Source organism: Burkholderia cepacia (assembly GCF_029962485.1).
GTDB lineage: Bacteria > Pseudomonadota > Gammaproteobacteria > Burkholderiales > Burkholderiaceae > Burkholderia.
This window is the reverse complement of the sequence record NZ_CP073637.1, coordinates 1,765,122-1,779,066: the sequence shown is the minus strand read 5'-3', so window position 1 is coordinate 1,779,066 and position 13,945 is coordinate 1,765,122. Positions and strand designations below refer to the sequence as shown.

Annotated in this window: 10 protein-coding genes; 3 read left to right on the top strand and 7 right to left on the bottom strand. The window is 65.8% G+C overall.

The window, feature by feature from the left end:
• Positions 1-249: 249 nt before the first annotated feature.
• Both KEC55_RS08250 and KEC55_RS08245 read left to right on the top strand, forming a co-directional pair.
• Complete coding sequence (locus KEC55_RS08250; RefSeq protein ID WP_282504904.1) at positions 250-777, top strand: DedA family protein; 528 nt, start codon at positions 250-252, stop codon at positions 775-777.
• Positions 778-819: 42 nt separating this feature from the next.
• A complete protein-coding gene (locus KEC55_RS08245; protein WP_282504903.1) occupies positions 820-1,449 on the top strand; it encodes a class I SAM-dependent methyltransferase in 630 nt (209 codons plus the stop codon).
• A gap of 101 nt (positions 1,450-1,550) precedes the next feature.
• Here the strand turns inward: KEC55_RS08245 and KEC55_RS08240 are convergent, their stop codons facing one another.
• The 7 genes from KEC55_RS08240 to KEC55_RS08210 all read right to left on the bottom strand — a co-directional run bounded on the left by KEC55_RS08240 (position 1,551) and on the right by KEC55_RS08210 (position 13,092).
• Positions 1,551-2,576, bottom strand: coding sequence for a fimbrial protein (locus tag KEC55_RS08240; RefSeq protein ID WP_282504902.1), 1,026 nt, complete (start codon positions 2,574-2,576; stop codon positions 1,551-1,553).
• The gene (locus KEC55_RS08235; protein WP_282504900.1) at positions 2,573-3,319 is read right to left on the bottom strand and encodes a fimbrial biogenesis chaperone; all 747 of its coding nucleotides are present in this window, start codon (positions 3,317-3,319) and stop codon (positions 2,573-2,575) included. The genes KEC55_RS08240 and KEC55_RS08235 overlap by 4 nt, the downstream gene beginning before the upstream one ends.
• 16 nt (positions 3,320-3,335) lie before the next feature.
• Positions 3,336-5,789 (bottom strand): fimbria/pilus outer membrane usher protein, encoded by a 2,454-nt coding sequence (locus tag KEC55_RS08230; RefSeq protein WP_282507502.1) that lies wholly within the window; start codon positions 5,787-5,789, stop codon positions 3,336-3,338.
• 121 nt (positions 5,790-5,910) lie between these two features.
• On the bottom strand, positions 5,911-6,423 hold the full coding sequence (locus KEC55_RS08225; protein ID WP_282504899.1) for a fimbrial protein: 513 nt from the start codon (positions 6,421-6,423) through the stop codon (positions 5,911-5,913).
• An 856-nt stretch (positions 6,424-7,279) separates the two neighbouring features.
• Complete coding sequence (locus KEC55_RS08220; RefSeq protein WP_282507463.1) at positions 7,280-8,743, bottom strand: efflux transporter outer membrane subunit; 1,464 nt, start codon at positions 8,741-8,743, stop codon at positions 7,280-7,282.
• On the bottom strand, positions 8,740-11,877 hold the full coding sequence (locus KEC55_RS08215; protein ID WP_282507462.1) for a multidrug efflux RND transporter permease subunit: 3,138 nt from the start codon (positions 11,875-11,877) through the stop codon (positions 8,740-8,742). Before KEC55_RS08215 ends, KEC55_RS08220 begins: the two co-directional genes overlap by 4 nt.
• Before the next feature lie 15 nt (positions 11,878-11,892).
• Complete coding sequence (locus KEC55_RS08210) at positions 11,893-13,092, bottom strand: MexX/AxyX family multidrug efflux RND transporter periplasmic adaptor subunit (RefSeq protein ID WP_282507461.1); 1,200 nt, start codon at positions 13,090-13,092, stop codon at positions 11,893-11,895.
• Between the two features lie 150 nt (positions 13,093-13,242).
• Between KEC55_RS08210 and KEC55_RS08205 the strand changes: the two genes are divergently transcribed.
• Entirely contained in the window at positions 13,243-13,905 is a 663-nt protein-coding gene (locus KEC55_RS08205) for a TetR family transcriptional regulator (RefSeq protein ID WP_282507460.1), read from the top strand.
• Positions 13,906-13,945 lie beyond the last annotated feature (40 nt).

Here is a 13,945-nt window from a genome sequence, read left to right as displayed (position 1 = left end):
ACGGACCGCGATTAAAAACTTCTTAAATCCGAGAGGTCACGATGCGTGTCGTTCGCCGCATTGCCGGGTGCAATGCAGCTGGCGCTTTCCCGAGAGGCCCGTCATGACCGTATTCGTTTCTTCGATTCCGTTGCTGCGATGCAAGACGACACAACGCGCGCGCTTCGCGCCGTCCCGGTGCGAGGCATTCTGGCATGAAAGGCCGCGCGGATTGCGTGCGTTGTGCGCATCCCGCGCGGGAGCCGCGCGATGAACCAGCTCGCCACGCTCGTGCCGTTCGGCCTCGCGCTCAGCCTGGCCGGCGCCAACAGCATTGCCTGTCTCGCCGGTCTGTCGCTGATCGAACGGCTGATTCCCGTCCTGCCGTCCCACGTGCTGCTCGCGATGATCGGCGTCGCGGGCGCGCAAGGCGCATGGACGCTGCCGGAGGCGATCGTCGTCACGGTGCTCGGCAGCTTCGCGGGCTGCGTCATTCATTACGCGCTCGGCAATCTGTGGCCGCAAGACAGCGTGCTTGCACTGCTGCGCCGCGTCGCGCCGCTGGGCCGGCTGCAGCCCGACAGAATGGACGCGCTGATCGAAGGCATCCGCGCACGGCCCACGCGGCTCGCGCTGTGGTCGCAAATGGTGCCGTTCCTCCGGCTCGTCGCGCCGGCGCTCGCCGGCTTGCTGGAAACGAGTTTCGCGCGCTTCGCGTCCGGTGCCGCGGCCGGCATCGCGCTCTGGAACACGCTGTTCATCACGGCCGGCTATCTCGCCGCGCAAGCGGCCGGCTAGCCGCGCCTGTCATTGACCGATCGATTTCCCGGGAGCTTGTCGATGCGAATCCCTGACTGGATGCTGTTCCTGCGCACCTGGTTGCGCAATCCGCGCCGGGTCGGCGCGCTCGCGCCGTCCGGGCCGGCGCTCGCCGCACTGATTACGGCACATGTCCCGCTCGACGGCGCAGCGGTAATCGAACTCGGTGCGGGCACCGGCGTGTTCACACGTGCCCTGCTCGCGCGCGGCGTCGCGAGCAACAGGCTGGTACTGGTGGAAGCCGATCCCGTTTTCGCCAACGCGCTGCGGCATCAGTTCCCCACGTTGCGGATCATGCAGATGGATGCGGTCCAGCTCGGGATGACGGGCGACTTCTTCGGCGGGGAACGGGCCAATGCGATTGTGAGCGGATTGCCGCTCGTCGCGATGCCGGTCGAACAGGCCGTCGCGATCGTGCACTGTGCATTCGCGCGCCATCTGGCTGCCGGTGGCGCGTTCTATCAGTTCACGTATGTGCCGCGCTGCCCGATCCCGGCACGCTATCTGGAAGCCATGCGCATTCGCGCCGTGCGGGTAGGAATCGCGTGGATGAATTTTCCGCCCGCCGTCGTGTATCGGTTCGAACGGCGCAGCGAGGTGGTCGATCGCCGGAGGACGGACACGCGGTCGTTGTCGGATGTGGTTGCTTAAGCAACGACATTGCGCGACCTCGGCACGGCCCGACCTTGCCGTAAGTCATCACCGGAAGCGAACGTCGCCCATCGTCTTCGCCCGGGGCGGGCCTGCCGTCGTCAGTAGATGAACAATCGAATCGTCGCCGTACCGTTGAACGGACCGATCTTCGGCGGCCCGAACGCCTTCAGCACGGCATCGAGCGTCACGCTCTGGTAGTTCACGCTTCCCGGCATCTGCGCGAGCACGAATTGTTCGTTGAACGCAATCGCCTTGCCGTTTCGGTCCTCGATGCCGATGCCGAAATTACTCTTCGGATCCGGCACGAGCAGCCCGTTCTGCACCGTCTGCGAAGTCTCGAAGTAGCCGTCCACGCGCACCGGCACGTTGCATTGCTTGGTCAGCGCGAGACTGAAAGACTGGCGCGGCACCGCGGGCGAGAAACCGTTGCGCGTCGCCTGAACCTGGCCGAACTTCACGATACCGGGCTCCGGCGTGACCTTCACGTCGACCATGCAAGGTGTCGGCTTGAGATTCTGCAGACCGCTCAGCTTGTAGCGAAAGCTTCCCTTGCTGTTCAGTCCGCGCTCGCCGTCGAACTGAAACACCGCGTAGATATCCGAGGGTGGCCTCGTCCACGCCCCCCGCTTGCGAATGACCACCTGATACGTAATGCTGATGGGCCATTTCGGACACATCCCGGCATCGACCTGCCGGTCGTTCAGCTCACAGATTTTCACGGAGCGGTGCGAGTCAATGCCGTTCCCCGGCTGGCTGCTGCGTCCGTAATAATCGGTGCCCTCGAAGCGAATGCCGACTTCGAGCCCCCACGCGGCCGGATTCTGTTTCTCCGGGTTCGCGTAGAAGTAGATCTGTTCGGGGAAATTCTGCAGTCCGCCGATATCCTTGTAGCAATAGCCCGTTGTCGTGCGCGGCGGCGACACCCAGATCACGTAACCATCCGGCGCATCGGTCGGATACGACGCGACATTGCCGATCGCCTCGATCTGCGACAGGCCGCCGTTGTCCGCAATACATTTCAGTGCCCACGCCGGCTGCGCGAACACGACGAACAGCGCGAGCGCACACCACCTGAGCCAGGCCGGCATTCGCGACGCAATGCCGTTTCGTTGCACGCCGCTCATTTCTTCACACTCTTGCAAGCACCGCCCTCACACGCATACTCGACCGCCACCTGGCCGCCGTAATCGTCGATATGCGTGACGAACAACGTGGAAGGCGTCGCGGCCTTGAACGGCACGTCGGCCGTGCTCATCGGGCTCACCATTACCGGGTCGATCGGCACCGGCGTCTTCTGCGCGCCCGATGTCACGTCGACCACCGTCACGTGATACGGCGTCGGATTGTCGAACACCAGCTTGTGCACGGCAGCGTCGACGCGCAGCGTCATCGGCAGCGTCCAGTCCGCGTCGCGCGCGGGCTGCACGGCCTTCGGCCGGTAGAACAGCTTCATCTGCGTATGCAGTGCGATCTGCAGCGAGTTCGGCGTGTCGGTCTTCGGCGGCACTTCGCGGATGTTCAGGTAGAACACCGATTCGCGATCGGCCGGCAGTTCGGTGCCCGGCAGCCTCGCGATGCGCAGCACGTTGCGCTCGTTCGCCTCAATGCGCTGCAGCGGCGGCACGACCATCAGCGGCGTCGTGATCTTGTTGCCTTTCGCGTCCTCGAGCCACGACTGAACGAGATACGGATACGTCGTGCTCTTGTTCGTGATCGTCACGATCGCGGCCTGCTCGCCTTCGTTGAAGATCACGCGCGTGCGATCGGGGACGATCGCCGCCTGTGCGGCGCCCGCGAGCAGCGCGCCGGCGGTCGCGAGCGCGCACCACGCGCGCCGCGAAAAGGAAAGGGAGAAAGCGTTCTTCATCGCTGGATCCATGAAATCATCGTTCGAGCCGCGCGGTCGCTGCATGCGACTCGCCGGGCGTCTGGCACGTCACCGGGATTGGCGTGCCTTCGAGTTGGAGCTGGTTCGGCAGTGCATCGACCGTGCAGAGCGTGCGCTCGCCCGCGCGCACCGCCAGCGTGGACTTCGGCTGAACCTGGGTCAGGAACGCCGCGCCGGCCTCGCCGACGATGCCGAGCTCCTTGCCGTTCGCCGCGTCCTGCACCGATGCGCCGAACGGCAGCGGCTTGCCGGCCGGGTCGGTCAGCGTCAGGTACAGGTTGCTGCCGCGCGCGGCGGAAAACTTCACGAAGCCGATCGCGCCGTCGGTCAGCACCATGCGCTGGATCGGGTTCGACACCTGCACTTCGAGCGGCAGCTTCTCGACGTTGACGGTCGCGTCGTACACGTTGTACGGCGAGATGCCGTCGAGCACCGCATAGCCGCGCGAATCGGTGTGCGAGAGCGTGCCGGACAGCGGCACGTCTGGTACGCCGTCGGTCGACACCAGCAGCCGCGTGTCGCCTGCATTGCCGTTCGCATGCGCGGACACGCCGTACTGCGTCGCGACGAACGAACCGTCGACTTCCAGCGACGCAGCCGCGTAGGAATTGGCCACCGACGACGCCTGCGCGGTGAGCTGGTACGCCGACGTGCGCTGGCGGAAGCTCGCGTTCGCCGACGCGCGGCCGTCGGTCGCGCCCGCATTGACCTGATAGGTACGGCCGTCCGGATCGTCGTAGATATAGCCGGCGTTCACGCTCGTGCTGCCGCTGCCGGTCGTCAGGTTCGACGTGACGGTGTGGCGGCCGCCGATCGGCAGCGTCGCGGTGACCGAGAACTGGTTGCCGCTCGCGCCCGCGCTCTGTGTGCGGAATGCCGACACGCTGACGTTCACGTTACGCAGCGTGCCGATCGAGAACGCGCGCGTCAGCGTGAGGCCGACACGCTGCTCGGACGAACGCGCCCAGTAGGTGGTCTGGTCGTACGAGAAATAGGTCGACGTGTCGCCGAAGCGCTTCGACATCGTCGCCGAGTAGCGCTGCTTGCTGTTGGCGAGGCCGTACGCGGTCGGGTCGCCCGAGAATTGCGCGAAGTTCGTGTAGTCGCGCTCGGAGAAGCGATAGCCGAAGAAGCGCACGTCGGCGTCGAGCGCATCGAAGTGCTTCGAATAATTGATGCGATACGAGTTGCCGTTGCGCGTCGCGCCATTCCACCACAGACGCGCCCGCGCATGCGTGACGTCGGCCGATACCGCGCCGAACGTCCCGAAATCGCGGCCGACGCCGAGCGCGACCGACGTATAGCCCGACGCCGCGATGAAACCGCCGTATGCGGTGATGTCGAACGGCAGGCCGTACGCGATTTCACCGAAGCCGAAGAAAGGCGTGATGCCGGCGCCGCCGAACAGGCGTGGCTTGCCGACCGCGGCCTTGTAGCGCAGCTGCCCGGTGCGCGCGAGGAACGGGACGGCGGCCGTCGTCACCTGGAAGCGCTGCACGCTGCCGTCCTCTTCCGCGACCGCGACGTCGAGCGTGCCCTGTACGCTCGTGTTGATGTTCTGCAGCGCGAATGCGCCCGGCGACACGCGCGTCACGTACAGCACGCGGCCCGCCTGCGACACGGTCACCGTCGCGTTGGTGCGTGCCACGCCCGAGATCAGCGGCGCATAGCCGCGCAGCGAAGGCGGCAGCATGCGGTCGTCGCTGCGGATCGACGCGCCCGTCAAGGCGAACGTGTCGAAGATGTCAGAGGTCAGGTAGTCGTCGCCGAACGTCACCGTCGACTGGATCGACGGCAGTGCGCGAAATGCATACAGCCGGCTGAAGCGGAACGTGCGGTCCGCGTATGCCGTGTTGCCCACGTTCGATTGCGCCTGGTAGTCGCCGCGAAAGCGCCATGCATCCCAGTTCGCACCAACCGTCCCGTAGGCCTGGATCGAATTCGTCTGCCCGCCGCCCGCGCCGAAGTTGCGGTTCGTGTTCGCGATCACGCGATAGTCGAGCATCGCGCCGGGAATCCCTTCCGACCAGCGCTCCGGCGGCAGATAGGTCGAGTCGCTGAATTCGAGCGCGGCCTGCGGAATCGTGATCTTGAGCCGTCCGTCGCTCTTCAGGTAACGCACGGTCGCGCCCTCGATCGCGCCGAGGTCGACGCAACGTCCGCCCTGGAAGCGCGGCAGGTCCTTCGCAAGCGACGGTTTCAGCCCGAACTGCGCGACGAGCTCCGGCGGCAGGCAGGGCTTGCCCGCACCGGACGTGTCGACGGCGATGAATTCGATCGCCTGTAGCCCGTAGAACAGGTCGTTGACCTGCACGTCGAGCATGTACTCGCCCGGCAGCGTGAAGTCGGCCTGCGAGAACTGCGACAGGTCGACATTGCTCGTTCCGTCGATGTCGAGGAACGACGAATTGAATTCCGTCGCATGGCTCTGGCTGCCGACGACCAGCACGGAGACGCAAAGGAAGGAATGTCTGATTCGCACGCGGCGCTACCGGAAGTCCGAGATGAAAAAACGGGGAGGAAAGCAGAAGGAGGAAGGGATGCACGCACCCCTCCTCCGGTACGGATGCTTACTGGTAGCGGACCGTGAAGTTCGCGACGGCGTCGGCGGTACCCGGCGTCACGTCGGCAGCCGTCGACTCGTACATCGCCGCGAAGCGCACGACGTTCGTGCCGTTCGACAGAACGGTCGGCGCCTTTTGCTCGACGCCGTTGTCGAGGTATTCGCCCGACGGGGCCTGCAGGCGGATGCCAACGTTGGTTGCCGAACCGACCGTCGCGATCAGCTTCGGCTGGCCCGCGCTGGACGTGCCCGTGAAGGTGAAGAGCGCGGTCTTCGAGATGCTGGTGTCGCAGTCGGTCAGGTTGATATCGAAACTGACCGCATCCGACTTGTCGCCGACTTGCTTGAACTTGTGAGTCGGTACCTTGCCGAGATGCACGGTCTGGTTTTCCGAATGCGAATCGATACCGCATGCGCCCGCGACGATCTCGCCCGTGAAGTTGATCGTGCCGGTGCCCGCTGCGAAGGCCGAGGTGGACAGGGCCGCGAGAGCGACAGCGGTCAGGATGGATTTTTTCATGACGTTTCCCGTAAGGAGTGCAAATGGATTGGACGACGTGGCGGACACAAACGGCAGCGCATGGTGGCTTCCGTCCGACACGAGGCGGCATTATCGAGATAATCATGAAAGATTTCTGTAAATCATTGTCAAATGCATCTGACAATGTCCGATTTTCCCCTCTAAAACCCCATTCTTTCCACTCAATTTTCAATCCCGTATTTTTTATCCGCAGTCCTTTTTTATTTCACGGAACCGATTGAAGATTAAGGGAAATTCTTTCCGATAACCGCCTGCACCCCGTACTGCCTTGTCAGCATTGACCTCGACGATACCCATCGCCCCAAAGACAAAATATTGTCCAATGCCGCCATCGTTGCCCGACGGCAACGCCCATATCAAATCATTTTCAACTGACAGGAAATTAACCGAGGCATTTCATCAATACGGATTTGTCGCGCAAACGATTGCGAATAAATACAAACGTTTTACTGCGACACTTTGCCGCCCTCATTAATTCCAATTCATTGATTAATCCATCCGTCAATTCCAGATCGGAAATCGCACGCATGCGCGGTCATCGGAATTCGATTTTCCGGCCTGGATCGACGAGATGAAATGACGAGGGTGCAGCGCAACCGTTTGCGCTGATGAGCGGTACGATCGGTCGCTGGATGCAGGTTCCGCGGAAGGTGTGCCACCGCCCTGCCGCGAGATGAAGAAGGTCGGGATGGTTCGCCGGACAGCGAAAGGAAGTACCGACCGTGATCGGCGATACGGCGGGCAGCACGACAATCGAAGCGGCGGCCGCACGCCGGATCGTACGGCCGCCATCAGGTCGCCCGACACGCAGCGGCGTCGGGCGATGGCACACGCCTCAAGCGGAAGCCGCGGCCTCCGCCGATGCCGGCGTCCAGCCGCCGCCGAGCGCACGGTACAGCGCGATCGCATTCGCGAGCCTGAGCTGCTTGAGCCTGATCAGCTCCTGCCCCGACTCGTACGTGCTGCGCTGCGCGTCGATCAGTTCGAGATACGTCGAGACGCCACCCGCATAACGGCGTTCCGCGAGCTTCAGCCGCGCGCCGTCGGCCGAATACACGTCCTGCTGCGCGGCAAGCTGGCGATCGATCCAGTCGCGTGCGGCGAACGCGTCGGCCACTTCGCGGAACGCGGTCTGCACCGTCTTCTCGTATTCGGCGACCGCAATGTGCTTTCGCGCATTCGCAACGTCGAGGTTCGCGCGGTTGCGGCCGCCCGCGAAGATCGGCAGCGTGATGCGCGGCGCAAACGTCCACACGCTCGTGCCGGCGGAGAACAGGCTCGAAAACGCGTCGCTGACCGAGCCGTAGTCGGTCGTCAGCGCAATGCGCGGAAAGAACGCCGCGCGTGCGGCGCCGATCTGCGCATTGGCGGCCTTGAGCCGCGCCTCGGCCTGCCGGATGTCCGGCCGCCGTTCGAGCAGCGCGCTCGGCGCGCCCGGCGCCACCGGTGCGATCGACAGCGTATCGAGCGCGCTCGCATCGCCAGGCGCGTTACGCGCGAAATCGCCCGCCAGCAGCTGCAGCGCCCGCACGGCCTGCGCATGCTCGCGCTGCAGTGCGGCCTGCGACGCACGCGCCGATGCCACCAGCATTTCGGCCGAGCGCAGCTCGATCGCGTCGCTCGTGCCGGCCGCATAGCGGCGCTGCGTGAGCGCGGCCATGCGTTCGCGCGCATCGAGCGTGCGCTGCGCGAGCGCAAGCTGTTCGTGCAGCGAGCGTTCCGACACGTACGCGCCCGCCACTTCGGCAATCACGCCGATGCGAACCGTGCGCTGTGCATCGGCCGTCGCGAAATACTCGGCGAGCGCTGCATCGGACAGGTTGCGCACGCGGCCGAACAGGTCGAGCTCGTACGCACTGACGCCGACGCCCGCGCGGTACAGCCCGCTGATCGCGCTTTCGCGTACGACCGGGTCGTACTGCCGTGCGCGCTCATAGCCGAGATTCGCGTCGACCGACGGCATCAGCTCCGCGCGCTGCACGCCGTACAGCGCGCGCGCTTCGTCGAGCCGGCCGGCCGCGATCCGCAGATCGCGGTTGTTCGCGAGCGCGGCGTCGATCCACGCCTGCAACGCCGGATCGGTGAAATACGCGTGCCAGTCGTCGAGCAGCGCGGCGTCCTGCGCCGCGGCCGGTTCGGCAGCCGACGCCGCGCTGCCGTCGACCGGCGCATAAGTCGCCGGCACCGGCGCCGCCGGCCGCTCATAGCGCGGCGCGAGCGAACACCCGGCGAGCGCGAGCGCGGCGGCCAGCGCGAGCTGAACCCGCAGCGCGGCGCGTGCATTCAGCGCAAACTTCATTGCGAACCCTCCATCGTCGCCGGCTGCGCCGCACCGCGCCGGCGCGGGCCGACGTCGAACAAGCGGCCGACGATCACGAAAAACAGCGGGACGAGAAACACCGCGAGCACGGTCGCCGTGATCACGCCGCCGAGCACGCCGGTGCCGATCGCCATCTGCGCGCCGGATGCGGCGCCCGACGCGAACGCGAGCGGCAGCACCCCGACGCCTAACGCGAGCGACGTCATCACGATCGGCCGCAGCCGCAGCCGGGCGGCCTCGAGCGCGGCGTCGACGAGCGACATGCGCTGCGCCACGAGATCCTTCGCGACTTCGACGATCAGGATCGCGTTCTTCGCGGACAGCCCGATCGTCGCGATCAGCCCCACCTTGAAATAGATGTCGTTCGGCATCATCCGCAGCGTGACGCCGAGCACTGCGCCGATCACGCCGAGCGGGACGACCAGCATCACCGCGAACGGGATCGACCAGCTCTCGTAAAGCGCCGCGAGCGCAAGGAACACGACGAGCACCGACAGGGCGAACAGCATCGGCGCCTGCGCGCCCGACAGCCGCTCCTCGAACGATTGCCCCGACCACGAATAGCCGATGCCGGCCGGCAGCTTCGCGGCGATCCGCTCGATCGCGGTCATCGCCTCACCGCTGCTGTGGCCTGCCGCGGCCGAGCCGTTGATCGTGAACGACGGATAGCCGTTGTAGCGCGTGAGCTGCGGCGGCCCGAGCGTCCAGTGCAGTGTCGTGAACGCCGCGAGCGGCACCATCTCGCCGCGCGCGTTGCGCACGCGCAGCTTCTTCACGTCGTCCGGATCGAGCCGGTGCAGCCCGTCGGCCTGCACCATCACGCGCCGCACCTGCGTGCCGTGCATGAAGTCGCCGATATAGTCGGAGCCGAACATCACCGCGAGCGTCGTATTGATCTCGTCCATCGACACGCCGAGCGCGGACGCCTTCGCACGATCGATGTCGAGCTTCAGTTGCGGCGCGTCCTGCGTGCCCGCGAACATCAGGTCGGTGAGCGCACGGTCCTTGCCGCCCGCTGCGAGCAGTTGTTCGCGCGCGGCGCTGAACGTCGCGTAGTCGAGCCCGCCGCGGTTCTGCAGCCGGAAGTCGAAACCGCTCGACGAACCGAGATCGGGCAGCGCCGGCGAGTTCATCGCGAACACCGTCGTATTCGGCGTGCCCGTGAAGCGCTCGTTGATGCGCGCGACGATCGACTGCACGTGATCGCGCTCGGCCTTGCGGTCCTTCCAGTTCTTCAGCGTGACGAAGATCATCCCGCCGTTCGGCCCTTCGCCGTACAGGTTGAAGCCGCCGAGCGCGAACGTGTACGCAGCCGGTTCGTCCTTGCGGATATACGACTCGACCTCGCGCACGCTCTGCATCGTTTCCGCGAGCGGCGTGCCTTGCGGGCGGATCACCATCACCATGAAGTTGCCCTGGTCCTCGTCCGGCAGGAACGCGGTCGGCAGTTGCGTGAGCATCAGCGCCGCGGCCGCGGTCAGCGCACCGTATACGACGAGCCAGCGCACCGGCTTCTTCAGCATCGCGCCGACGCGTGTCGCATAACGCTGCGTCGCACGTGCGACGAAGCGGTTGAACCAGCCGAAGAAGCCGCGCTTCTCGTGATGGTCGCCTGACACGGGCTTGAGCAGCGTCGCGCACAGCGCGGGGGTCAGCGACAGCGCGAGGAACGCCGAGAAACCGATCGACACCGCGAGCGACAGCGCGAACTGCCGGTAGATGTTGCCCACCGCGCCGCCGAAGAACGCCATCGGCACGAACACCGATGTCAGCACGACCGTGATCCCGATGATCGCGCCGCTGATCTGCTTCATCGCCTTGACGGTCGCGTCGTAAGGCCCGAGCCCTTCCTCGACCATCAGCCGCTCGACGTTCTCGACGACGACGATCGCATCGTCGACGAGGATGCCGATCGCGAGCACCATCCCGAACATCGTCAGCACGTTGATCGAGAATCCGGCCGCATACATCACGCCGAACGTGCCCGCGAGCGCGACCGGCACGACGAGCGTCGGGATCAGCGTCGCGCGCAGGTTCTGCATGAACAGGAACATCACGAGGAACACGAGCACGCCGGCCTCGATCAGCGTCGTGACGACCTTGTTCATCGATACGCGCACGAACGACGAGGTCTCGTACGGGATCTGGTACTTCACGCCCGGCGGGAAGTACGCGGACAGCTCGTCCATCGTCGCGCGCACGCGCTTCTCGGTGGACACCGCGTTCGAGCCCGGCGCGAGCTTGATGCCCATGCCGGTCGCGACCTTGCCGTTCACGTACGACGGATAGTTGTAGTCGTTGCCGCCGAATTCGATGCGTGCGACGTCGCGCAGGAACAGCGCAGACCCGTCGGCCTGTGCACGCAGTGCGATCGCGCCGAAATCGGCCGGCGTCTTCAGCGGCGCGTCGGCGAATACGGTCGCCGCGATCGGCGCGCTGTCCGGCACCGCGCTGCGGCCGATGTCGCCGATCGTCACGCGCGCGTTGTGCGCACGCACGGCCGACGCGATGTCCGACGCGGTGAGGCCGTGCCCGGCCATCTTCACCGGGTCGGGCCAGATCCGCATCGCATATTCGGCGCCCCAGAACTGCACCTTGCCGACGCCCTCGACGCGGCGCAGCGCCTGCACGACGTTCGCCGACGCATACTCGCCGAGCTGCACGTCGGTCATCCGGCCGTCGTCGGACGTCAGCGACACGACGAGCTGGATGTTGTCGGCGGCCTTCTCGACCTGGATGCCGTCGCGGCGCACGGGCTCGGGCAGGCGCGCGTCGACCGTCTTCAGCCGGTTCTGCACTTCGACGGCCGCGAGATCGGCGTTCACGCCCTGCTTGAACGTCAGGTACAGCGATGCCATACCTGCACTGCTTGTCGCGGACGTATACATCAGGCCCGGTGCGCCGTTCATTTCGCGCTCGATCAGCGCGGTCACCGACTCCTCGACGACCTGCGCGGATGCGCCCGGATACGTCGCATAGATGCTGACGACGGGCGGTGCGATGTCCGGGTATTGCGCAACGGGCAGCGCGCGGATCGCGAACATGCCGCCCAGCATGATGAAGATGGCGATCACCCACGCAAAGACGGGGCGATCGATGAAGAAACGTGCCATGTTGGTTTGAACCGGTCAGGTTTGACGGGCGGCCGCCTGCGAAGCGGCCGCTGCCGGCGCCGCCTTCGACGGCGGCGACTTCTCGACGGGCTTGACGGCCGTATCGGGCGCGAACTGCGATGCGTCGTCGACGATCACGCGCTCGCCGCCCGCGAGGCCGTGCGTGATGCGCCAGTCATGGCCGCTCATCTGGTCGGCCGTGACCTCGACGTCCTTGACCTTGCCGTTCGTGCCGACCACGCGCACCGACGTGCGGTCGGCCGTGCGCAGCAGCGCGTCGCGCGGCACGAGGATCGCGCGCTGGTCGACCGCCGTGTCGAGCGCGATCCGCACGTACGCGCCCGGCAACAGTTCGCGTTCGGGGTTCGGGAACAGCGCGCGCATCGCAACGGTGTCGGTGGTCGGATCGACCGCGAGATCGCTGAACAGCAGCTTGCCCTTCAACGGATACGCGGTGCCGTCGGCACGCACCAGCGTCACCGCGACGTCGTGCTGCGCGATGCCCGTCGCGCGCCCGCTCTTCACCGCGCGGCGCAATGCGTCGACGTCGGCGGCCGGTTGCGAGAAGTTCACGTAGATCGGATCGAGCTGCTCGACGGTCGTGAGCGGCGTCGCCTGGTCCTGCCCGACGAGCGCGCCTTCGGTCACGAGCGCGCGTCGCGCACGGCCCGCGATCGGCGCGGTGACGGTTGCATAGTCGAGTTGCAGTTGCGCACGCGCGAGCTCGGCCTTCGCCGATGCGACCTCGGCCTTCGCCTGTGTATCGGCCGCAACGGCTTCGGTATGGTCGCGCTCGCTCACTGCACGGTCGCGCACGAGATCGTCGTAACGGCGACGCTTGTCGCTCGCCGCAAGCACGGCGGCCTGCGCCTTCGCGAGCGCGCCCTGCGCGGCATCGCGTGCGGCCTTCAGCGGCGCGGGATCGATGCGGAACAGCACCGCGCCCTGCTTCACCTCCTGGCCTTCCTCGTAGGTGCGCGCGGTGACGATGCCCGCGACCCGCGCACGCACTTCCGCCTGCCGATAGGCGTCGAGCCGGCCCGGCAGCTCGACGGTCATCGGGACGGCCGTCGGATGCACCGTCACGACGGTGGCCTGCTTCGCGGTCTCCGGCGCGGCGTCCTTGTCGCCCTTTCCACATCCGGCCACGGCCAATACGGCCGCCAGCGCGAACGGCGCCAGCCCGTGGCGCAACAGGGAGCGATTGTTATTCATATGTGACCTCGGATCGTTCGCCGCCGATACAATGCGGCGGCTCAGGGTGGCCGATTATAATCAGTCACGACTGATTAAATACATGCGGTTTCAATCTGACCGACACTCTGTCTCAATAAAACGACAGCGAATTGTAAGGAATTTAACGACATGGCCCGCAAGACCCGGGAAGAATCGCTCGCCATCAAGCACCGGATCCTCGACGCCGCCGAACTGGTGCTGCTCGAGAAAGGCGTCGCGCAAACCGCGATGGCGGACCTCGCCGAGGCGGCCGGGATGTCGCGTGGCGCCGTCTACGGCCACTACCGCAACAAGATGGAGGTGTGTCTCGCGATGTGCGACCGCGCGTTCGCGCGCACGTCGGAAGGCTTCGACGCGGGCGACGGCCTGCCGCCGCTCGCCACGCTGCGGCGCGCCGCGTCGCACTACCTGCAGGAATGCGGCGAGCCGGGCCCGATGCAGCGCGTGCTCGTGATCCTCTATACGAAATGCGAGCAAAGCGAGGAAAACGGCGCGCTGCAACGCCGCCGGATGCTGCTCGAACTGCAGATGCTGCGGATCACGAAGGCGCTGCTGCGCCGCGCGATTGGCGCAGGCGAGCTCGCCGCCGATCTCGACGTGCACCTGGCCGCCGTCTATCTCGTGTCGCTGCTCGAAGGCGTGTTTGCGTCGATGATCTGGACCAACCGGCTGCGCGGCAACCTGTGGAACGACGCCGAAGCAATGCTAGACGCCGGTTTCGACACCGTTCGCATGTCCGCCGCGTTGCGCGGCCGCGCGCAAAAATTGCCGGACCGATGGAATTTATCGTAATAAATGCTGATTTAACCCGATTTACCGCACTGCGAAACGA